Source organism: Thermoactinomyces mirandus (assembly GCF_013868055.1).
GTDB classification, from domain to species: Bacteria; Bacillota; Bacilli; order Thermoactinomycetales; family Thermoactinomycetaceae; genus Thermoactinomyces; species Thermoactinomyces mirandus.
In genome coordinates this window covers 16,908-39,338 of the sequence record NZ_JACEOL010000067.1, presented here as the reverse complement: position 1 = coordinate 39,338, position 22,431 = coordinate 16,908, and the positions used below count along the sequence as shown (strand labels likewise).

The following is a 22,431-nucleotide window of genomic DNA, read 5'->3' as shown; positions in this document are numbered from 1 at the left end:
TTTTCATAAATACAACTGTAATATTAGCTTTTGTCTGGGGGCTCAGGGGTTCAGTAAAACGGGAACTATTACGAATTGCTTCCCTTTATAAAAAATAAATTTCCACTTTTGCGTAATTTTGGTTAGATTGCCTTAAGAAAAACAGAAAGGACTGTTGATCTATGATTTGGGTGTATATTTCTTTGACAGTATTAGGGATATTATTTATATATATTGGAATTCGATCCAGTAAAAAATCAGAAAGACCAAATGTCTACGGTAATCCTTTAGGTGAGCTCTTTTTATTGATTTTGTCTTTTCTTCCTTGGTATCTTACAAAAGCATTATTTATCTTAACAGGAATTATGATATTATTATTGAATGTGTATATCTATTTTCAAAGCTAAGGGTCCCTGACTCAGGCGAAGAGATAAAGCCGTTAACTCTAAGTACATTTATGCTGTGAATAAATACAACTGTAGTACCAGGTTGTACATGTTCAGATTCAGATCACTGCTCCAAAACTATTCAATTGTGATAACAGATTTCTTCAATCTTTTCAGTCCATCAATCAATTTCGTCCGGGGACAACCGATGTTCATACGTAAAAATTTTCCTTCATTCACATGATAAGTACATCCTGACATGATACCAACATTGCCTGTGTTTACTAGCGCATTCTGTATTTCAGCATCCGATGCATGCAGTTTGGAACAGTCTATCCATGCAAGATATGTAGACTCAGGCATGTTAAATGACAAATTTGGAAGCTCTTCTTTTATGAATTTGGAGACAAGCTTCATATTGTTATATAAATACGCTGTTAATTCATCTACCCAGCAGGCAGAGTGATTGTATCCGTAAATAACAGAGAGCATTCCAAATATCATTGCATTTGATATGCCATCACGCTGTTTCATGATTGATAAAAACGAATTTCTTATCTTTTTATCAGGGATAAATGCATAGGAACCACCTAAGCCGGGTATATTAAACGTTTTGCTTGCAGACGTGCAGATAAATACGTTGTCTGGATTGCCAATTATACCGGTAATCGGTGTATAGCTATGATTTTGATAAACAATATCCATATGAATATCATCGGAAATTATTTTCACATGATGCTTCTCACATAAGTTTGCGATATTTTGCAGTTCGTACTTGTTCCAAACCCTTCCAGTAGGATTATGCGGGTTACAAAAAAGTAATACTTTTGCTTTAGGGTTGGATAACTGCTTTTCCAACAAATCAAAATCAATTGAATAAAAACCGTTTTTGCAGATTAATGGATTTTCAACCATTTCCCTGCCAGACGCGGATATCTGTTTAAAAAAAGCATCATAACCAGGTGAGTGTAAAACAATTTGGTCGTTTTTATCCGTTAAAATATCTATTAATTTTGAAATTGTATAAATAACACTCGGACTATAAACAATCCACCCGGCGGGAATATCCGTTGAAAAACGAGATTTGTACCAATGTATAATAGCTGATTTATATGCATTATGATCCCATCTTGTATAGCCAAATATACCATGTTTCACATACTTTTCTATGGCCTGTAAAATCTCTGGCGGGCTCTGGAAATCCATATCTGATATGGAGAAAGGGAGAACGTTGCTTTTGCCAAAACGGTCTATTGCAAAGTCCCACTGTGTACAGTAAGTCCCTTTTCTATTAACTACTTTATCAAAATTAATACTCAAGGAATCACCTCCTTTACAGCAATAGGTTAATATTATCTAAAATGATAAACCTGCATCCTCATTATCATATATATCGCTCTCTTTACGCAGGAATCCTACAGTAAAAGCTATAATAACTACAGCTATAATAAGACCCAATAATAACATGAATGGACTGTGTACAAATGGCAGACCCCAGATACCGATTGCTGCAGGAATAGGTGCTTCTGCTCCAAGCAATAATGCAATTCCACCACCTATACCAGATCCGATTGTAATGACTGGAATTACTTTTAGCGGTGTAGCAACAGCATATGGGATAGCCCCTTCCGTAATTCCTAACGACCCCATCAATGCTGCTGGAATTGCATTACCTTTCTCGGATTTTGAGAATTTTTTAGGAAATAATAGCGTTGATAGAGATAACCCGAATGGTGCAGCCATAATGCCAATCCAGCACGCTGCCATCGGAGCGTAGATCCCTTCAGCAAGGGTAGCATAACAGAATGCCAAAGCGATTTTGTTTACTGGACCGCCCATATCAAATGCCATCATGGCGCTGATAATAAATCCAAGGATTAACAGATTACTTCCACTCATTGTATTTAACCAGTTTTCCAAACCGGTCATTGCTGGAGCTAATGGAATGGATATCAGCCACATGAAAATTGCTGATGCTCCGATACCTAGTACAGGTATAATCATGATTGGTTTAATTACAGCGATATTTGTATGCATCGGTATTTTCTTCAACTGGTTCGTAATCCAACCTGCAAAAAAACCGACTAAAATACCGCCAATATAACCAGTGCCCAGTTCAGCTGCAAACACACCACTTGCCAAGCCAACGGCAATACCTGGTCTGTCAGCAATGGAATAGGAAATGTAACCAGCGATCATTGGAACCATTAAACCTAAAGTCCAAACACCAAAGTTAACTAATTGTTCACCTACAGCTGTTTTTTCGCCAATGATTACTCCCAGTGAAAGTAAAATACCACCTGCCACAACGACAGGAATCATATAAGAAACACCTGTCATCAAGTGTTTTTTAGCTTTATTCCACACAGTTTTTCACCACCATTTCCTATAGTTTTGCTACTGCGTCTTCAATAACTTTAACTGCATTTTTAACTGCCGCTGCTACTGGAACTTCGTGAATGAATTTACCATCAAATCTGCTTGCTTTTTCAATTTTTGTATCGACTGCCAAAATCACTATATCAGCTTTTTCCAGATCTTTTGCTTCGATTTTATTTTCAATTCCCATTGAGCCTTGCGTTTCTACTTTGATTTTATATCCCAGCTTTCTAGCGGCCTTTTCCAGTCCTTTTTTAGCCATATACGTATGAGCTACTCCTGCTGGGCATGCAGTTACTGCTACAATATTCATGATCGAACCTCTCCTTTTATTCAAAAATACTGGTGATTATTTGATATATTTCATTCTTTGTTTTTGCTGACAGCAAAGAACCTGTGAATTTTTCTTCCATCAGATTCTCTGACAATTTTGCCAATAATTGAAGATGAAGTGTTCCTTCCTGATTTGCTGGTACAGCCAATGCAATTATTAACTGTACGGGCTTATCATCCATAGCCTCCCAATCCACAGCTTCTCTCAGCTTTATTACACTAATGGTGGGTTTCAGAATTGCATCAATTTTTGCGTGGGGTATGGCGATCCCGCCACCAAATCCGGTAGTTGATGTTCTTTCTCTTTCCAGCATTCCATTGAAATAAGCTTCTGCACTTTCCACGCGTTTGGCATTAAAAGCGATATCAGCAATTTCTTTTAATACATCTTCTTTTGTATTGGCATGAAAATTTAATTTAATCAGACTTTCATTTATTATTTCCCTATGGTACATTGATGATTATTCTCCTTACTAAATTGAGTCGATGGATGCCAGAAATTGGTTGAAGTTTCTTTTCTTACACAAAGTTTGAACATTTTCAGGCGATTGGATGATATCATATAGCGATTCAAATATCTCCTGAAATTTTGCTTGCAATCTTTTTTCCAAAACAATCATCATTATTAGTTTTACTTCCTCACCAGACGACCATTTTAATGGTTTATCCAGTATTGCTGTGCATATAAAAGATTGAGTTGAAACCATATTCATTGGATGCGGGATAGCAACTGTATTTCCAATGGAGGTTGGTGATATGCGTTCACGTTCCAGAATCGAGTTTTTGGTTTTTGTATCTATATAGCCCATCTGAATCATTGTACTTGTCAGAAATTCCAAAGCTTCCTCTTTTGTTTTTGCTTTCAGGCCTGGAAAGAACAATTCTTTGCTAAAGAATTGGCTGATTGTTTTTTTCTTGTTATGAATATTTCTTAATGAATGTTGAATTTCCAAGATATCTCTGTTATTTAAAATTGATGGTACGTGAATAACGGGAAGATCCAGTTTTCTACCAATTGGTACAGTTGTCAAGATAAGATCAGGGTTTTGTTTTAACAGTTGATCTAGCTGATGCAAGGCATATACTCCGATTAGGTTATAATTATTATCCAGAACATGAGACAGCTTGGTTAAGAGCAACTCAGATGTCGCCATACCTGAAGCACATACCAAAGCAACCTTTTTCTTTGAGTTTGATATTATCCGCTGTCTTTCAATCGCTGCACCAAAATGTAAAGCCAAAAATCCGATTTCATTATCATTCACTTGAAAACCTGTTACTTTTTCCACACAGTGGGCTGCAATAACTCCAGCTTCAAAAGCCAAAGGATGTTGTATTTTAATTTTGTTTACCAGGGGATTTCTGATGTTCATATTATAGGTGAGTCTCATCACTAACTGTTTAAGGTGTAGACCGAGATTATAAATCAGTTTATCATCTTCATATATGTTCAATCCCTTCAAGCCAATTTTGATTTGTTCAACAATGTCAACAGATAACCGAAAAATATCATCGCCCAAAAACAGTTTCAAATCAGATAACAGGATTTTTTCTTTTTGTCCAAGTCGATTCCCTGCCAGATGTAAAGTAGTGTACGCAATTTCCTGCTCAGAAAATTTGACACGGTAATGGGATTCAATAAAATGGTTAATTCTTTTTGCTATTTCATATTCATCTTTACTTTTTAGATACTCTATGTTTCTTATTGAACTGACAGGCTGACCATTTTTAATTCTCCCAACTGCTATGAGGATATGAATTGCAATTTTATTCAATGTTTCATCAGTAATTTCTATGTTATTTTTGTCCAATTGATTGAGAATGATTTCTTTTATTTTCTTCATGTCTTCATCAGAAAAGTGATTTCCAAAACTATTAATAAGTTTAATAATAAAGATATTTTCTATTTCCCCACCGTTTATAAAGTAATCGGAAATGCAGAATCGCATATTTATTTCATTTCCTTTGGCTTTTATGCCTTTGTTGTCTTTAACCACTGCAATGTTGTATTGATTTAAAATTTCCTTTACTCTTTTTAAATCTTTTTTTATCGTTGAATCGCTTACATATAATTCATCACCAAGCAATTCTAGCTTTATGCTTTTATTGGAACACAAAAGTTTTTGGATAATAAATCGGACTCTGTCTTCTAGTGCAACGAAATTAACGTCAAACATAAGTCTTTCTGTCTCGACCTGATTCAATAACATGTTACGTTGTTCTTCCGAGTCAAAGAAAAATTTATACCCTTTGCTTTTTTTAGATATAATTTGAGTTCCGTATTTATTTATTTTGTCATTTATTATCTTTATGTCTTCACGTATTGTTCTGGAAGTCACCCCCAGCTTTTTTGCGAGCTCATTACTTGTTACAAATTCATTTGTAGAGGAGAGTATTTTAATAATTTCCGTCATTCTGGCGGTCAAATATAAGGGCAATTTTGTACACCCCCTAAGCTAAGGTTAATTGCATGATCAATAGTTTCACAGGGAAAATTCTTCCTTTAGATAGCGGAAATTGCTTATCGAGGAGAAGTGTTGAATCCGGTGTTCAAACCGGAGGAGACTTAATAACCCCTTTGGCTGAAAGTGGAATAATGAAGACCGGAATTGTCAGGTAAAGCCCTGCAAACCAGCGATATGCGATATTTAACTTGATTTCCTCAATCAAGCGTTTTCAACAGATACCCGATGACCAGATCAACATGACAGGGTCAATCCAAGGGCGCCTAAATCCCACAATTTTTCATTTGTAAAAAACAGGCAGGAAACGTTTTTTCTTCATTGCTTCATCCATTTCTTCCCCATAAATCTGCCATGCTTTTTCCTCTGCCGGAATCCGGACAAACCATAAAAAGAGCAGGTTTATGGTCGAAAAAATAAACAGGCTGACAAAAGCCCCCATCACCAGCGGCAGCAAAACAAATTCCAGGATTACCACAACATAATTGGGATGTCTCAGATACCGGTATGGCCCTTTGTTTTGCGGTTTTGTTCCTGGAATGACATAGATTCGCGTATTCCAACAGTTTCCCAACGAACGCATCACCCATATTCTTAATCCTTGCACGGCGAAAAAAAGCAGCAACGGAATCCATCTCCATGACTCCGGCTGGTTATCCCGCAGCAATCCTTCCGCCAGGATCGAAGCCAAAAACAGGACATGGATCAGAACAAGCCAAGGGTAGTGGTTTTGTCCATATTCCACTCCGCCGCGCCCTTTGATCCAGCGTGCATTCCGTTTCGCCACCGACAGTTCGATCATCCTTTGTCCGATCACGCAAATCCACAACAGCCAAAGCCCCCATGAAGCCATCACTTTTCCTCCTTGTCCCAGCGCAATAAAGCCAATTCCAAACTGAATCCGGGTCCCAGTGCAGACATTAACCCATAACTTCCAGCGGCATGACACTTTTCCAACTCCCGTTCCAGAACAAACAAAATGGTGGCAGATGACATGTTGCCGTAATCTCTCAATACCTGATAGGACAGGGCCAAACAGTCAGGCGGGATGTGCAGGGCTTGATGGTAGGCATCCAACACCTTTTTTCCGCCCGGATGGGTGATAAATACTTCGATCTGCGACAAATCCGTGCCCGTTTTTGCCAGAAAATATTGTACTGCCGGCATCACATCCGCATGCACCAGATCGGGAATGCTCCGGGAAAAAATCACTTTCATACCTTCACTTGTAAATTCCCAGCCCATTACATCCTCTGAATCCGGCCATAAATAACTTTGTGTATGTATCATTTTGGGGAAAATCCTGTTTTTATCCGGCAACGCTACATTCTCCCCGCCAATCAAAACGGCTGCCGCCCCGTCGGCAAACAGCGAGGTGGCCACCAGATTGCTTTTGGAACGGTCTGATGAACAGAACGTCAAACTGCAGCATTCAACTGCCAATAATAATACTTTTTCTGACGGATTTGCCCTGGCATATTCACAAGCCCGTGCCAGTCCTGCCACTCCGCCGGCACAGCCCAATCCCCAGACCGGAGTCCGCTTCACATCTCTTTTCATCGACAGGCGATTGATTAAATATGCGTCTATACTGGGTGTGGAAAATCCCGTTGTGGAAACAAAAACAAAGTGGTCAATTTCTTCCGGCGCCATTCCCGTTTTGTTAAGGCAGCGACGGACCGCCTGTTCACCCAGCTCAATGGCCGTTTCGAAATATGCCTTATTCTTTTCGACAAAAGGATGTCCCTGTTCATACCATGTCCGGGGTTTGCTCAGGTACCGGCAGCGAATGGACGTATTTTCAAAGATTTGCAGATAACGGTCGACCTGTGAGAAAGAATCCGCAAACATTTTCCGCGCAAATTGCTTTGCTTCTTCCTGTCTGATCGGGTACGGGGGGATCGCCGTTCCCACGGCAAGAATTTTTGGCATGAATGTCACTCCTGAATAAATAACTTTTTAAGAAGTATCTTTTTCCATTCATCGCCAAAACATGCAAAGACCAAAAAAATATCCACCCTTTACAAAGGATGGATGTAAACCTTCCTGATTGCGATAACTGAACCGTTCACTTTCCGAATATTTTAGCGGCGGATGATTTTTTCCAGCACAAAGCGGATTCCCCCCACAACGACGGCCAAAATGACAGCAAAAACAACTCCCGATGACTGAGAAACCGTAACCATCAAATAGACCATCACAGCCCAGGCAATGGCCTTGAACAGAGAATGCCATATGAATGAAGTAAATATCAAAGCGATAAATATGACAATGCTTAATGAAGTGGAATGAAGGTATCTGCCTATTACAAATGATAAAAACAAGGTCTCAATAAAAGGAATCAAACTGGTAAAAAAGCCAAAAATTGCTTTCAATAGTTTTCCCAATTTCGGTCTTCCTCTCTGCCTTAAAAAATGGAGAGGAACCGATCCATTGGCAGGACCGGTTCAACTGATGTTTGCAATTGATCAATTGGCATTTTCCGAAGGCGGATGATAATACAGGGTTCGATCCATGTAATCGGAAATTTCCTGGTCTACCTGTTCGATCAAGCGAGTCTCCCTGGCATTGCGCAGAATTTCCAGTCCCCAGTCCAATCCCCAGTTCATCGCTTCATCTTTTTCTCCGCTCTTGTGATCTGCCTCTTTTCCGTCAGGGCGAAATACGCGTGGGGGTTCATTGGATACCACACAAGTGGTTACGTCACTGCGCATTTTCCGTTTTGTGCGAATATAGACGGCTGCATTCCGTTCAGGCAACGACTCTACCAAACTGGATTTGACATATTTGCGCGTCAGGCTCTCCACTTCATCGGAACCTTCTGTCTGGCCGCAGCTGATTACCATTCCGATATTGGAGCGGATGGCCTGCATCAAGTCGTAATTCTCGAAATGGTCAATTTCTCTCGTAATCAGGCCAATTCCAAACGGGTACTTCCGGTCTTCCTGCAGGATTTCCGTGATCAATGGAATTTGAAGCATATGCGCTTCCTCGATCAGCATCAGATGGAATTTGGATGAAGATGTGCGCTTTTTCGCCATTTGATAATAGAGGTTTAACAAATAACCGACCGTAACGCGCAAATCGTAATTTTTCAGGCCATAGGTATCGATCAGGACAATATGCCCCTCATCCATATAAGTTTTGGGGTCCAAACTCAAGCCTTTCTGGCAGAAAAGGCGGCGAAGGGCCGGGTTCTGCATAATCTGGTCCAGCCGGTGCAAAACCGGTTCCACTTCGTTTTTGATTTCCTGTTCGTCTGTATTTGCCCAGAACCGTTTGATATAGGGGTCCTGTACATTTTGAATCACTTTGTTCCTGAAAGCAAGGTTCCGGAACAGATCGTCTATTCCCAACAGTGTATGCGTCTGGTTATCTTCCAGCAGGCTTTGCACGGCAATTTCCACCAGCCGTCTCGACCGCTCAATCGACTCATCCTTGATCTCCGAATCAATCAGAATCGTCGCCAGTTGCTGGGCAACCTGGCCGGCAGACAGTCCTTCCGGCTGATAGAGCATGTTTAAAGCGGGAATATGAGTAGCATCAAATGACAAATTCAAATGGTGAATTTTTTCCTTGGGAAACCTGACCCCAAACTGTTCAGCAATCCGCAAGCGGTTTTCTATGATTGCCACCAGCTCCCGCGCCGGGTCAATAATTGTGAATCCGGGACATTCATCAGGATTGTCAAACCATTCATCCAGAAGTGACTGGATCATGTCTATGGCGACACTCGATTTTCCCATTCCGCTGGCGCCTGTTAAAACAAAGTGCTTGTTCAGCTGATCAAAATTGACCCGTACTTCCCGTTTGTCAAAAGGATGTTTCAGTTTCCCGACCAAAACGCCTTCCCGCAATTCATCCTTATCCAAGGTCCGTTGATTCTCAAACAGATGAGCTACATAACCGCGAGCATTGGGCCCGTCATCCTGAGGAGGCTGGTAAATGTAATGATCAGCCGGCGGCAAGTGAAACAACGTTGCAAGTTCATCCGAAGTCCAGGCCATCAGCGTAAACGGCCAGGGGATCGGCACCAGATTGTTATCTTTCATCGGATTCCACCAGCGCTGGCGAATAAACCAGATTTCCCCGTCATACTTCATAGTTGTCTGGATCGATTCTGCTGTTGACCGGACTACCGATTCAGCATTTTCATGATTGGACCAGACTGACAGACGTACCTGAAAAGACAATTCACGACCGGTCAGGCGCTGGATCAAACCGGCACGGCGAATCCGCTCTTCCGGTCCCATATTTTTATGTTTCTTTTTTGTCAGGAGACTGCGTGCCTCTCCGGAACGCTCTTCCACAGCGCGCCAGCTTACGGGGGAAAATTGCAAATCCATATAGGTTCCCGGCCGCAGGCTGTTCAGAATACTGCCAAGCTGACTCTGTTTTGTTTGCATAAGGGAAGTGAGCGGATAACCTTTCTTTTTGAACTTGAAAATGAAGTGGCCCCCAATTCCTCCCCTGGTCGGGCCCGGGAAATCCTCACTGCTGATGTCGTGCAACTCAGCAGAAGGATAAACACTTCGCAAGGTATCCTTCACACTGTTTTCCTTATCCTCGGGATAGGCCAGGTAGATCCCGATCTGATTGCTTCCTTCCGGAATTGCAAACCGCCAGCGAAACCAGGGACGTCCATACTGGATTCGTATCCGCAAGGGACGGATCATGCTCCCGAAGGTTCGGGTCAATTCCGAGATTTTGTCCAAATCCAGTTTTGTGTCGTGTGAAGGGAGGATGCGCAAATATTTTGCTCCCTTTATCGCGCGTTTCCGATAATGGGATTTCGTGGACCAGCGGCTTGCATAAGCCAGGATCAGAACAACAATGCCCAGCAGAACAAGCCAGGGAAGCGCGGCCAGGAAAAAATCTGCTGCCGACCCGAACAAATTCCAAATCCAGTCGGTCGCTTTTTCCGCTTCGTTTTTTTCCCCGAACAAATCCGCAAGAAATTTCCACAAATACAATGCGCCAATAACGGATACAAAGCCGATAATCAGATAAAAAAACCACTTGGCAACCTGACTTAATTGATGATCTCCGCCTTTAGGCACATTATTCCAAGGAAACAAACCAACCCCACCTTTCTTATTACTACAAGACATTTATCGGTAATACCAGAGTTATATAGTCAATTTCTTTATTCCGGACCTTCTTCCTTTAACTTTTTTGAAGAAGGCAATAACATCATCGGATCGATTACCTGCCCGTCTTTACGAACCTCAAAGTGCAAATGCGGGCCGGTGCTCCAGCCATTGGATCCGACAAGGGCAATGACATGGCCTTTTGATATTTCCTGCCCGACATGGACTTTTACATCCTGCGGATACATATGGGCATACAGGGTCTGGAATCCATTGCCATGATCGATGACAATTGTCCAGCCATATCCGCTGGATGGTCCCGATTCCACGACAACCCCGCCATCACTCGCAACGATGGGAGAACCGGCTGGTTTTGCTATATCGATCCCTTCATGCCTGCGATAAACCTTTTTGATCGGATGAAACCGGAGTCCAAAGGAAGAAGAAATCGTGCCGCCCTCTACCGGCCATATAAACTGTCCCGATGAGAAACGGGACCCGGAGGCATATACCGGTTTGGCAAAGGTTTCGGCATATTCTTTTACTTTCAATACATAATTCTCGTAATCACGATTGTATTGCCAGACAGGTCCCCCGCGGGCGAACCAGTCTTCTCCTGATTGATGGTTTGCTGCCAGATAATTGGCGGTTGCATGGATTGCATCGACCGGATCATTAGGGTCGGCTTTGCCATCTTTATTTCCGTCAACTCCATATCCCCCATAGGCTTCAATCAATTTCGGGTCTGTAATGTCAATGGAATCAGGCAAATCACCCAATTTCGTACCTCCCGGGTAATCCCAGCCCAACCAGGTCTTATCCATAAATTGGGTATGACCTGTTGCGCCGACGGAACTCTCACTCAGGTTCCGGCCAAAATCCGTCTCCACTTTATGAATGGCCGCCAGTATTTGCCACGGAACACCATACTTTTTTCCAGCCTCCTGATAAATGGGCAGATATTTTTCCGCTATCTCGGGAAAACCTTCCGCAACTACCCATCTCCCCATTTGGCCGTTTTCGGAAGAATTAAGTGAAAAGAGGCTGATAAAAACCGTTCCAAACATGGCAACCAAAAAGAAAAGCAAACCGCCAAATCCCAAAATGCTTACAAATAAAACCAATTTCATATTAACGGAAAGCGTTTTTTCAGGACGGATCGGACGGCGGCGAGCAGTGGAAAGGCTGATTTTAGTCGAAGCTTCCACGTACCTCCACCTCCTCAATTAACCATTCCCCTTTTTCTTTAATCAAAGTGAGTTGATACACACGCTCAATGGGAATTTTTTTCCCGTTTTCATCCTGTTCGACAACCATTTCAGCCAGACAGCCGACTTTTCCCAAATCATCCTGACAATTGATCCTGCCCAACTGTTTAAACCGGCTTGTCGGTGTCTGGCCGCCAGACTCAAAATAATTCGCTTCCTCTTCAAGCAAAGAAAACAATTGATCCGTAACATAAGGTTTGAGTGAACGGAGCCATCCATCATAATCAGCGGAAGTTCTGGTCACATATGCACGAACAAAAGCTCTTGCCGTAATTTGCACACGCTGTATTTCTTCTTGCGACAGGGCGGGAATGTCGGGTTCATTTACGGGCACCATGTTTTTGGAATTTTCCGCCTTGGCCCCAACTTCCGTATTTCCTCCATCTCCTACCCAGCCCAGATGAATGAGCAGATATTTGACGGAAAAACCGGCTACAATGAAAACAAACAGGATCAAAACAAAAAGTCGACGGCGTCCACTGGGCAAGTCTGTGTTAAACAACTCTATTCCCTCCCACTTTTAAAAACGCAGGGCCAGTTGGGCCAGTTCCTGTGCTACCTTCTCAATTTGATTTTTTTAGCTTTAGACGCCAGACTTTGTGTGTACTTCGTCATGTAATCAATCGGCATTTGAATGTTAAACTCGCCTTTGAAACTGTCTCCTTTGCCCATTGGTGCTTTCATGATGCTGAACAGTTCTTCCCGTTTCCATATGACACCAATGACCAGGATGAGTTGGATAGCGATAGTCCAGATATAACCAACCTTATCTGGCGGACTCATCGTATACAGGAACTGGGAGATGGTAAGCAACATGCTGAAAAAAACGCCAATAATCAATTTGATCAGCTGGTAGCCGACAAACTTCTTGAACCAGTTTACCGCAACACTGGACCAGGCCGGATTCAGGGCCATCAAAAAGGCGAATGGCGCGAACAGGGCAATGAGCAAGAACAAAAACTGATAAACGATCATGGCTCCGGCAATGAATAAGAATAACAATCCCAGAATAAAGTGGGAAACACATAGCAAAATCAACAAGGTCAGGCGCTGAAAGACCCCTTCTGTGGTAACCATCGGATTATTGAACTTTTTAACTTCTTCTTTCACCATGTTTTGTCTCGCTGTACTGCCTGGCTTAAAAGCGAGGATTTTCTGAATCCTTCCCTGGGTCAGCTCAGGGTCGCTGGAGGTTTTGGCATACTGCAGCATCAGATAAGGTTCATATACCATCATGTTGTAAAGCTTGTCGGAAACAACCAGCGATGAAACATCGGCGGGATAATTGACTTCCCCCTCTTCCAGATTTTCCTGAAACTCAATCCCGACCCCCATCAGTTCCTGGCTCAAACCACTGCTGATTTCATTGAGATACTGCATAACCCCACCGGCATTGGCAAAAAAGACAAGTCCCAGCATCAGGACCAAAACGCTGGAAAGCATTCCGCCCAGCGCTTCTGTTGTCTTCTTTTTGATCAGTCCCTTGTAAGCAATCCACGCTCCGGCAATAATGATCATCAGGGTCAAAAAGTTCCCCATCAACCCGGTGCTGCCATAACCGCTTCCGCTAAAACCGGCCAGCTGCTGAACCGCTTCTTCGACTGCATCTGCAAACTGATCCACCACATTGAGAGAAAATGCGTTTTCAACGATTAAAATCACCGTAAAATTCCATGACAATAAGGCTTGCCAAATAAAGTTGTTAAATTCATTAATCAGGATATACACCTGGTTTGACAGTTTGGTATCCAATTCATAAAAGGAGGTTTCTTCCGTAAAGATTTCCAGATTGTACTGGCTTGGCTGGTATTTTGAAAACTTCACTTCATAGCCTTTTGCTTCCGCTTTTTCGATCTGGTCCTCGGGAAAAATGGTTAAAAGATCACTGATCAGACTGTATCCTTCTGAATTTTTTTCCTGTTCTTCGGCGGCAATTGCTATGTTACTGTTTCCAACAATTCCGACCAGGAATAGCAAGGCAGCCAGGAATAGTATGAAAATTTTTCTTCCAATCATGAGCAGGTCTCCTTCACTTGTTCTTTATCGGAAACCCCTTTACGGGACAGAATGAACCTTGTCATGCAGAGTGGGTTGGCGTGAACCGCCTTGTTCCTGACGGGACCCGGGCCGGGTATCAAATGCGTTCAACAAACGCTTTTCCAACACACGGATCTCAAGTTCATTGACTCGCTTCTCCAAATCTGACATCAGACAGGTTCCCGTTGGCAAGCTTCGAATTGTTTCGATATTCTCTTCATTTGACTCAATTCCAAGGATTTGGCAAGCCGCTTCGGCTTCCTTAACATCACGGCACCGAAAGACAAAGCGACATCCCAGATTCGACCGGATTTCTTCTCCCAGCAAATCTTTTGCATTCTGGCTGATCAGGTAAATGGCGGCATTTTTGCTGCGGCCCGTTCTCACCAGCTCTTCGAGGATGTCCCTTCCCTCACGAACTTTTGCCAACCGCCATGATTCATCAAACAGGACGAGTTTAAACTCGCTGGAAGACTGGTTGGAGAAACGGCGGGAAAAATCGGAAATTGCCATCATTAACGCAATAGCCATGCGACCGTAATCCGTCTGGCTTTCATCCGGCAATTTCAGGCCTTCAATTTGCAGGATGGTCAAACGCATGGACAGGTCAATCACTTTTTGTGTGCCATCCCCGAAAAGCAATTGCCCCTGGCCGGAAGTGGCCAGATAACTTAATACATCGACAATCTCTTCCAGACTGTCCTGCCTTTTTTCCGGAGCTTCCTTCAAACTCTGGCGCAAATAGTCAAACACCTTCATCATGGATGGCTCAGGCTGATTTAACACCTGGTCGACCGCCTTGCCAATTACGATCGCTTCATAGGTGCCATCTGTGGCCCGGGCCAAAAACTGCAGGATTTTTTTGGCTGTTTCTGCAGCAGCCAGCTTATCTGCCGGTTTCGTAACCCCTGCCAGCGGATCCAGTTTCCCGCGGTCATCCAGGCTGGCACGCAATGTGACGACACGGGTCATGCCTTTCAATTCAGGCAAGACATCCGCCCAGTGGGCCCGTTCATCTTTCGGGTCAAAAATAAGCACTTTTGCGCCGTTTAACAGAGCCTGATAAGCCAACAAATTGGCACCCAATGATTTCCCGGCTCCCAATGAACCGATAAATGCCGCAGAAGCAGTAGTACTCAGCCTTTCATCTTTCGGGCCCCGATCATGTTGGAAGAATACAGGTAAATTGTTGGACATACCGATGAAGTGCCCTTTCCCGTCTCCCAGTTGCCTCGTGGCACCCATCATGCTGGCAGCCACTGCCGCCGGGTCCATGTAGTGTACATAATCAGTTATGATTCTTTTTGCCCCCGGAATGAATTCATTAAAGCCTCTCCACTGATCCCCAAAGGGAACTTCAACCTGAATCATCATGTCGCTGTACAGATCCTTTACCAGCTGGATTCTTAAATTCAGTTCTTCCAGAGAGGAAGCAGAAACACACAATAAAACAGAGGTCGTAAGCAACGGAAATTTATCTGTGCGCAAGTTGCTTTCCAATTCATTGGCATCATGGCGGCTGTGCAAAATGTGATAAGAGGTTTCTACTCCGCTTTCCGTCGCGTGTTCATCTTCCGCTTTCAACTCTTTTTTCTTGTTAAGTACCTGTGCCAATGCCTTGCTGTATTCAATCGTTTCCGTCCGGACAGATGCCTCTACCGGGAATGAAAGTCGTTGCAGATTATATATCCACTCTATTCCCGGAAAAGGCGCTTTATCGGGGATATGGGAAAGTGTCAAAAAGGCCATATACCCTTTTTTGATTTCTCTTCCTGCAACTTGTTCGACAATTAGATTGCGTCCGTGCGAATCGTCAAATCGTCCTTCCGTCAATGTTAAAATATCTCTGCCTGGACGAATCGCTTTTTTCCCCTTGATTTCAACCGGAATTTTTTTCGGTTTCCAGTTTTTTCGGCGCGGGGTTTCTCCGATTCCCCGATAAAAACCCCGACGGATCAGCCATTCCAAATCAGTTGTATCGACCCGTCTGGCGCGCAAATAACCATTTACCCTGGAATAAATCAATTCTTCCTGCACGCGATAGGCGTGAATTTCCTCTTCAAAAATTTCGGGGGCATCTGTCCCGGCCTGGTTGTTCAGGTATCTTTTAAAATCTTTCCATATATAGCTGATCTCCTTGAGGAAAGAAAGCCCCTTTACCGATGTCGGCTTTAGCTTGACCCCCATGAAAAAGCGATATTGATGCACATCTTTGCCGTACAAATGCTCAATAGCCATGCGAATATGTTCTTTGCCCGCCTCTTTCAAATCGCTGCATAAACCTGCTTCCATCGCCTGGCGCTGTTCCTCCAGACTCTGGAACTCAGGAACAACCAGCGCATGGGTTTCGGCATTAATATTCCAATAAAAAGCCTCCAGATTTCCATGGAGGCTGAGTTGATCATCCGTCGACCGATAATCATAGTTGAACGTTTGCAACTCATAATAAGCATAAACCGCTCCATCCTGGGCAAAAACCAGATTGTCTTCAAAATACTTTACCGGAAAAGGTATGCGCGTCACGGCTGATCCCTCCTGGTTGCAAAGCGGCAGGCTACTTCCCCTTCATACTGGTAGTAATTGTTCTTTGGTTTCTCAATTTCCTTGTAACGCGCAAAATGATGAGGACTGAAAAAATGCTCGATCCATCGAAATATAAATCGATGGGGTGCTTTGCCATCCAATGTTTTACGAGTGAAAAACCACGAAACCGCAGCTGGAACTGCCACAAATTTAACCAGAAAAAAATCGATCCAGCTTATGGGGGGAAACTTGTTTAAAACCACCATCAAAATCAAGGTTCCAACGAAAAATGCCATCTGCCGGTACGAAACCGGCAGTGGTAAATGAATTCCCTGAAGGGAATAAACCGTTTTCTCAATACGGAAAACCTGATCATAAACCCGTATCTGCTTCATTTGAGGTATGCCTCAAACAACCAGCGAAATCCGTCGGAACCCAATGAAGAAATCAACTCCGGCTGGAAAATAAAGACACTGACCAGCATCGCAAACAGTGCAAAACCGATAAACGCTGTAAACGCCCTCTTCCAGAACAGCGTCAAACTAATAAAAATCACGGCTAAAAAAAACAATGAACCAATTTCCGATCCGACAGCCTCCTGCAGTTTTTCACCTGGTCCCGCAACCAGGAGTGTCATCAAATAAGAGGTCATCACTTTAAATCTCTCCTTGTTCCATACTTGATACATACCAGCGCCCGCCTTCTTTTACGAGCTTGAACAGATAATGATTGGTAAATTTTGCTCCGGACGCCAAATCTTCCAGCAATACATTGCACTCAGCCACATATACCCCCTGATTCTGACGAACATTGAGCTGATCCATTTCCAGAAATGACATCATTCCTGTCAAACCGGACACAGACTTGCTGTTTTTCTTAAAATAGGCAATTTCTTCAGGAGCGCCAGTAGTATAAACCTTCCAGAAAGACTTCATAAATTGTTCGACTTCCAGGCGGGTTTGACTATCCACCGCTTCTCCCTGAACATCCTTCCTGTCTTCCTCCTGCTCTGCCGGCATTTTGGCAACCGGCGGTGCAATGAAGCGGGGAAAACCCGCAACAAGATAGGAATCGCCTGCTTTTTTAATGGGAACAACCAGATACCGATCAACTCTTTTTTGCTCATTGGAATTCTTTACATGACTGAGAATGGTCTCTGCATAAACCGTCACTTCAATGACCCCGGACTGGTCTTCTCTTTCTTTCACCGACCAGGCATCAACGTTCCGGGCATAGGAATTCCACTCCACCTGTTTGAAATCAAGCCCTCCCTGAACATCCATATTCGGCTTCCAGAAAGGTTTTAATCGTGCCGCCCGCGAATCCTCGTTTCCTTGTGTCCAAAAAAGATATTCGCGTACAAACTGTTCTGCAAATGCAAGTTCGCTGATCATCACTCTGTCACTTTCCCGGGGTGCCTGTTCGGCTGTCTCCAAATTGCGGGACGGCATCTGGATCAGGCCGAATTGAATGGCCAGGACTGCCGTTGTGCTTAAAGCCGTATATATAATCAGCAGCCAAAACAAAATCCTTGGTATCTTGCGGCGAACGATCGGCCGTTCCATCTTTCTCCTCCTTATGAATCAATTACAATTGCTACTCGATTCTTTTCATTTGCTCTGCCTGGATGATATATCGCTCTGGAGCCGGCCCGACATATGTGAACGGATAACAGGTGGTTAAAGTAAGTACCGGTTTCTTGTGTGGAACGATTACAGTACGATCATCTGGCGTGGTAATCCATGTTCTGGTGATTATATATTCAAATTTGCCGTAATTTGTTTGAACCAGTAACCGGTCCCCTGGCTTTAATTGGCCTACTTTGCGAAACACGGTATCCCGATGGCCCGACAAGACGGTATTATCCGGTTCTCCCGGAAGCACGCTTTCCGCATAGTGCCCCACCCCTTTTTCCAGTTCATCTTCATGCGTTCCCTCAACAACAGGCATTTTTGCCTGGAGCTTGGGAATAATCAAATCCGCAAAATGATCCCCTTTTTCCGGCCTGTGTTCCCTGGCGACAACCAGCCAGTCATTTGCCTCCGATTGGCCGCTGCCGGCTTCCGCAAGCTTTGTATCTGCTTTTGTATCTGCTTCTGTAGAAGTGTTCACAAGCTTTGATTGCAATAAATAATTTGTGCCTGAATAACCGGCATAAAAAATGCCTGCTGTAATAAAAATCAGAGCAATCACTTTATCCCGTTTCAAGATGATTCCACCTTGTTCTTGCGAAGGGTGTAGACCGACCCGAGCAGTGCAACAGCCCCGCCAAGCAGCACACCATTCAAATCATCACCGGCTGTATCAGGCAAAACCCCACCCTGGACGGTTTGCGGGATCTGTTGCTGCTCCTTGTTGTCCTGTCCGTCATTTGCAGCTGTTTTTTCATTGGTGGCAGCAGCCGCCACACCCTTGTTTGCCGCCTTTGGCGGTGAATACTGTTTCTCTTCGGCCGGTGCCTTGTCGTTCGTCACTACAGATTCTTTGCTGTTTTGAACGGTTTCTTCCTGTTGCCGGTACTCGGCCCGTGTGGACTGTTCCAGTTCTTTCCGGTGTCCTGATTCTGCATCTGCAGGTACGTTTTCCGGTGATTTCAGGTTACCGGCTTGCTCCGGTTCTTTCTCCGACTGTCTTTCCTGCTGTTCGTTATTGGTGGTCTTCTCTATCTCCTGAGGAATGTTTTGTAGCGGGGGAAAATCTTTTGTTTCTGTTTGTTGTTGCTTCTTCTCCTGCTGATCATCGATTCTGGATTCAGCTTCTTCTTTCTTCTCCAGGTCAGTCGGATGTTCCGGCAGCTTTCTCTCCGGTTCCCTGCTTTCTGCCTGCGGCTTTTCAACATTCACGTTTGCCTTGCTTGGTGCTTCGTCAAGTGGAGGCTGCACTGGACCTATTTCACTGTTTGCAAAAGCCGACCCTATTCCTGCTGACAAGCCTGTAACCAGACAGACGGACAAGGCAGCTGCCATCTGGTTCATGTTTTTACCGAGAGACCTCTGCGGTTTGCGACGGTTTCCTTTTGAATTTGGATACTCAAGATCAAACTGCCTTAACAGGCTTGAATAAATGTTCTGCGAATGAATGTCAGTTCGAAACGACTCTAAAATTTGTTTGGGATCTTTCACTGAAATCCCTCCTGTAAAGCTTCTTTGATTTGAAAGAAAATTACCTTCTTAACAAGCTTATTTCATAAAACCCGTTTACGGTTTAGTACCGCTTGGATGATTCTGTATCATGACAGGATTTCTGGCATTCTTCCCTCCATTAAAATTAACGTTTTCACCTTTCCTTTTTCCTATAATATTACATAAATCGTACTTATTTCAACACAATTCCGTAAAATTTGCCAGCACAATTTTTTTGTCAATACGAAGAATTTCTATTTAATCTTTTCCATGCATTCAAGCCTTTTTAAACAGGTCTGCGATATAAATTTATTCATTGAAAACAGTCCCTTTATCAAAATATTATTTTTATATAATTAAATTTTTAGATATAAAATATAAAAAAAGCCGCTTTCCCTATCACATAAATAAATTGGCAGAAAAGCGGCAGCCGTTTGAACAAAAGTTTATGCAGACATTCACTCCACTTGCCGGCAGATATCTGATTTATGACGATGTCCAATCCATCATTCTTTTTTCTAAATTTCCCGTAAAAAGCTCCAGGATAATTCCGTCCGGATTCCTGAACTGAATCGACCAGCCCCCGCCACGAAAAGCCGGTTCTCTCACCAGATCGGCATGATGCAATTGCAAACGGGAAACTGCCTGAAAAAAATCGTTCTCACTAATGGAAAAGGCGATATGATCCATCCCGGGACCACTCTCCCGGATCTGGCCTTCTGTTCTTTCCAACAGGCAAATCCAGACATCTCTCCACTCGGGGATAAACATCTGTGCGACCTTTGTGCACCAGCTTCATCCCCAAAAGGCCGAGGTAAAACGGGAGACTTTTCTTCAGACTACTCACTCTCAGGGTAATGTGGTCAAATCCGCTTACGTTCATGAATAGACTCCCTTTGCACCTTTTACACCAAAACTTGCAGCGTATACGTTTCGCTTCCGACCAGGCGGCGATATGCATCAACAAGCTGATATGGAATATCCAGCGTAAAGGACTGGATGAACAGATTCGGCGATATCCGCAACCGATGCCTGTCTTCCCAAATCCATTGGTATCGTTTCCCCTGATAGAATATGCCGTCTTCATACCAAAGGTTTCTGTTTTCGCCCGGGTCACTGAGACAGATAAACAGCGACAGCTTGTCGCAAAACTGCAGCAGCCGGAAATTGCGGGCAATGTTCTCTTCTTCTGTCTGGGTGAAATATTCCCGCAACTGATGCTGCCTTGTCAGTTCCTGTTCACGAAATCTGCGGGCCGCCGGATCCGTCTCATTGGTAAAAAAAGATGCATAATGTTTGCTGCATAAAAAACCGGCATAGTGATCATTGGCGACTACACGGGCAATTCCCTGCGTGTACGCCTCCAGTTTGGGCAAAAGGGGATAATCTTGGAAGTCATAAGGGCGGTTTTTTTCTTCATTCCACCGAATGGTTTGATCCAGTTCTTCCCAGCCGACGTCATGGTGGGAAATAGCAAACAGCGTTTTGGCAAGAGGCTGGATCGGTTCATTGATATGGGCGGCAATTTCCCCTGCAACCAGCCCATGGTCATGCTGTTTAACCAATATAAAATAATTCCCCCGTTTTCTTACAATCATTTCAGACTCCTCTCCTGGTTCTGCCTTGTATAAGACGCTTCCCCATAAGGCATCATTCATGAATCCGTCCGCATCCGGTCTGTCTTTTTCATTCCCGGTGACTTGTGTTTTTCCGTCCGTCTTGAACGGCCTTTTCTAACAGCATTACGACTGCTTCATTAAAGCTGAGATTCCGTTTGCGGCAATAGTATTCAAATTCCTTTTCCAGTTCTTTTGGTAAAACCAGGACCCTTTCGGCTTTTACCGATTGCGGGCGATCCACATTTTCCCGGACAAATCTCGTAAATGCATCCATCTTTTTTCTTTTTCCTCCTGACCAATCTTAAAAAGCAAAAGCCAAACTTCCGGTATAAGAGAAATTTGGCTTTTTGTCATTTGCCACAACAGGTTATTCCTGACTGGACCATTTCATATGATTTCCCCATTCGTTTTCAAAAACCATTTGTGACAGATCCAGCCGTGATTTCCAGCCTACTTCCTCAAGCAATGGCCTGGTCCGGAATTCGACCGGATAACCGATACACAGATAAGCAACCAACCGGACACCAACCGGCAGTTTCAGAAGTTCTCCCACTTTCTCCCTGTTCAGGATGCTTATCCAGCCAATTCCAATTCCCTCGGCCCGGGCTGCCAGCCACATGTTCTCGATCGCCAGACAGGTGCTGAACAAATCGGTTTCCGGCATCGGGCCTCTCCCCAGTACAAAGGGAGCATCGCGGTTCCGGTCACAGGTTACTGCCAGATTGACCGGAGCTTCCATGATGCCTTCCAGTTTCAATTCCCTGTATAATTTCTGGCGCTCAGGCTCGCTAATTTGTTCCAGTTGTTTTTTATTGGTTTCAATAAATTGATTTTTAATCTGTTGTCGCAATGTCAAAGAACTGACAAAAATAAAGTTCCACGGTTGCATAAATCCTACGGAAGGCGCAAAATGGGCTGCCTCCAGGATTCTTGCCAGGGCATCCTCCGGAACAGGATTTCTTTGAAAATGACGAATATCCCGACGTGCGCGAATGACTCTGTAAATGACTTCCTGTTCCGTTTTTGAAAAGGTCTCACTCAAACAAAGGCCCCCCTGTAAAAGCCAAAATAAATACTGTCATATTTATTATATTCATTAAAAGGTACATTTTTCTATAAGAATAGACAAACTTCATGACGATTTCCAAACAGATCGGTAAAGTCTGGGAAAGCATCTTTCAGAAGCGAAGGGATGTGCCTCTACCCTATTCCAAAACGGAAGAGTTCACCGGG

Annotated in this window: 21 protein-coding genes and 1 pseudogene; all 22 read right to left on the bottom strand. The window is 43.6% G+C overall.

Annotation, left to right across the window (positions count from 1 at the left end):
• Positions 1 to 503: 503 nt before the first annotated feature.
• The 22 genes and pseudogenes from H2C83_RS16405 to bluB all read right to left on the bottom strand — a co-directional run bounded on the left by H2C83_RS16405 (position 504) and on the right by bluB (position 22,240).
• Positions 504 to 1,685, bottom strand: a complete 1,182-nt coding sequence (locus H2C83_RS16405; protein ID WP_181742261.1) for a MalY/PatB family protein — start codon at positions 1,683 to 1,685, stop codon at positions 504 to 506.
• Positions 1,686 to 1,721: 36 nt separating this feature from the next.
• Positions 1,722 to 2,732: a PTS fructose transporter subunit IIC gene (locus H2C83_RS16400; protein WP_312853948.1), complete on the bottom strand. Its 1,011-nt coding sequence runs from the start codon at positions 2,730 to 2,732 to the stop codon at positions 1,722 to 1,724.
• Between the two features lie 19 nt (positions 2,733 to 2,751).
• Positions 2,752 to 3,057, bottom strand: coding sequence for a PTS fructose transporter subunit IIB (locus H2C83_RS16395; RefSeq protein ID WP_181742260.1), 306 nt, complete (start codon positions 3,055 to 3,057; stop codon positions 2,752 to 2,754).
• Between the two features lie 16 nt (positions 3,058 to 3,073).
• Positions 3,074 to 3,532 carry a PTS sugar transporter subunit IIA gene (locus tag H2C83_RS16390; RefSeq protein ID WP_181742259.1) on the bottom strand — a complete coding sequence of 153 codons (459 nt, stop codon included), beginning with the start codon at positions 3,530 to 3,532 and terminating at the stop codon, positions 3,074 to 3,076.
• 18 nt (positions 3,533 to 3,550) lie between these two features.
• The gene (locus H2C83_RS16385) at positions 3,551 to 5,515 is read right to left on the bottom strand and encodes a BglG family transcription antiterminator (protein WP_181742258.1); all 1,965 of its coding nucleotides are present in this window, start codon (positions 5,513 to 5,515) and stop codon (positions 3,551 to 3,553) included.
• Positions 5,516 to 5,822: 307 nt separating this feature from the next.
• Positions 5,823 to 6,392, bottom strand: a complete 570-nt coding sequence (locus tag H2C83_RS16380) for an isoprenylcysteine carboxyl methyltransferase family protein (RefSeq protein ID WP_181742257.1) — start codon at positions 6,390 to 6,392, stop codon at positions 5,823 to 5,825.
• Entirely contained in the window at positions 6,392 to 7,471 is a 1,080-nt protein-coding gene (locus tag H2C83_RS16375; protein WP_181742256.1) for a type III polyketide synthase, read from the bottom strand. The genes H2C83_RS16380 and H2C83_RS16375 overlap by 1 nt, the downstream gene beginning before the upstream one ends.
• Before the next feature lie 152 nt (positions 7,472 to 7,623).
• Positions 7,624 to 7,926, bottom strand: coding sequence for a hypothetical protein (locus tag H2C83_RS16370; protein ID WP_181742255.1), 303 nt, complete (start codon positions 7,924 to 7,926; stop codon positions 7,624 to 7,626).
• An 81-nt stretch (positions 7,927 to 8,007) separates the two neighbouring features.
• Entirely contained in the window at positions 8,008 to 10,617 is a 2,610-nt protein-coding gene (locus tag H2C83_RS16365; RefSeq protein ID WP_181742254.1) for a helicase HerA domain-containing protein, read from the bottom strand.
• 68 nt (positions 10,618 to 10,685) lie between these two features.
• Positions 10,686 to 11,837 (bottom strand): peptidoglycan DD-metalloendopeptidase family protein, encoded by a 1,152-nt coding sequence (locus tag H2C83_RS16360; protein WP_181742253.1) that lies wholly within the window; start codon positions 11,835 to 11,837, stop codon positions 10,686 to 10,688.
• Positions 11,821 to 12,399, bottom strand: a complete 579-nt coding sequence (locus H2C83_RS16355; protein WP_181742252.1) for a hypothetical protein — start codon at positions 12,397 to 12,399, stop codon at positions 11,821 to 11,823. Before H2C83_RS16355 ends, H2C83_RS16360 begins: the two co-directional genes overlap by 17 nt.
• Positions 12,400 to 12,452: 53 nt before the next feature.
• Positions 12,453 to 13,913, bottom strand: a complete 1,461-nt coding sequence (locus H2C83_RS16350; RefSeq protein ID WP_181742251.1) for a CD3337/EF1877 family mobilome membrane protein — start codon at positions 13,911 to 13,913, stop codon at positions 12,453 to 12,455.
• Positions 13,914 to 13,952: 39 nt separating this feature from the next.
• Complete coding sequence (locus H2C83_RS18395) at positions 13,953 to 16,457, bottom strand: ATP-binding protein (protein ID WP_181742250.1); 2,505 nt, start codon at positions 16,455 to 16,457, stop codon at positions 13,953 to 13,955.
• Positions 16,454 to 16,852 carry a TcpE family conjugal transfer membrane protein gene (locus H2C83_RS16340; RefSeq protein ID WP_181742249.1) on the bottom strand — a complete coding sequence of 133 codons (399 nt, stop codon included), beginning with the start codon at positions 16,850 to 16,852 and terminating at the stop codon, positions 16,454 to 16,456. The genes H2C83_RS18395 and H2C83_RS16340 overlap by 4 nt, the downstream gene beginning before the upstream one ends.
• On the bottom strand, positions 16,849 to 17,112 hold the full coding sequence (locus tag H2C83_RS16335; RefSeq protein WP_181742248.1) for a hypothetical protein: 264 nt from the start codon (positions 17,110 to 17,112) through the stop codon (positions 16,849 to 16,851). Before H2C83_RS16335 ends, H2C83_RS16340 begins: the two co-directional genes overlap by 4 nt.
• Position 17,113: 1 nt before the next feature.
• Positions 17,114 to 18,022: a conjugal transfer protein gene (locus H2C83_RS16330; RefSeq protein WP_181742247.1), complete on the bottom strand. Its 909-nt coding sequence runs from the start codon at positions 18,020 to 18,022 to the stop codon at positions 17,114 to 17,116.
• A 31-nt stretch (positions 18,023 to 18,053) separates the two neighbouring features.
• Complete coding sequence (srtD, locus tag H2C83_RS16325) at positions 18,054 to 18,665, bottom strand: class D sortase, LPxTATN-specific (RefSeq protein ID WP_246333975.1); 612 nt, start codon at positions 18,663 to 18,665, stop codon at positions 18,054 to 18,056.
• Positions 18,662 to 19,579 (bottom strand): hypothetical protein, encoded by a 918-nt coding sequence (locus tag H2C83_RS16320; RefSeq protein ID WP_181742246.1) that lies wholly within the window; start codon positions 19,577 to 19,579, stop codon positions 18,662 to 18,664. The genes srtD and H2C83_RS16320 overlap by 4 nt, the downstream gene beginning before the upstream one ends.
• A 486-nt stretch (positions 19,580 to 20,065) precedes the next feature.
• Positions 20,066 to 20,462 (bottom strand): annotated as a pseudogene (locus H2C83_RS16315) (VOC family protein).
• Between the two features lie 22 nt (positions 20,463 to 20,484).
• On the bottom strand, positions 20,485 to 21,177 hold the full coding sequence (locus H2C83_RS16310; RefSeq protein WP_220184237.1) for a DUF3891 family protein: 693 nt from the start codon (positions 21,175 to 21,177) through the stop codon (positions 20,485 to 20,487).
• Between the two features lie 88 nt (positions 21,178 to 21,265).
• Entirely contained in the window at positions 21,266 to 21,472 is a 207-nt protein-coding gene (locus H2C83_RS16305) for a hypothetical protein (protein WP_181742244.1), read from the bottom strand.
• 93 nt (positions 21,473 to 21,565) lie between these two features.
• Positions 21,566 to 22,240 carry a 5,6-dimethylbenzimidazole synthase gene (gene bluB / locus H2C83_RS16300; RefSeq protein ID WP_181742243.1) on the bottom strand — a complete coding sequence of 225 codons (675 nt, stop codon included), beginning with the start codon at positions 22,238 to 22,240 and terminating at the stop codon, positions 21,566 to 21,568.
• Positions 22,241 to 22,431 lie beyond the last annotated feature (191 nt).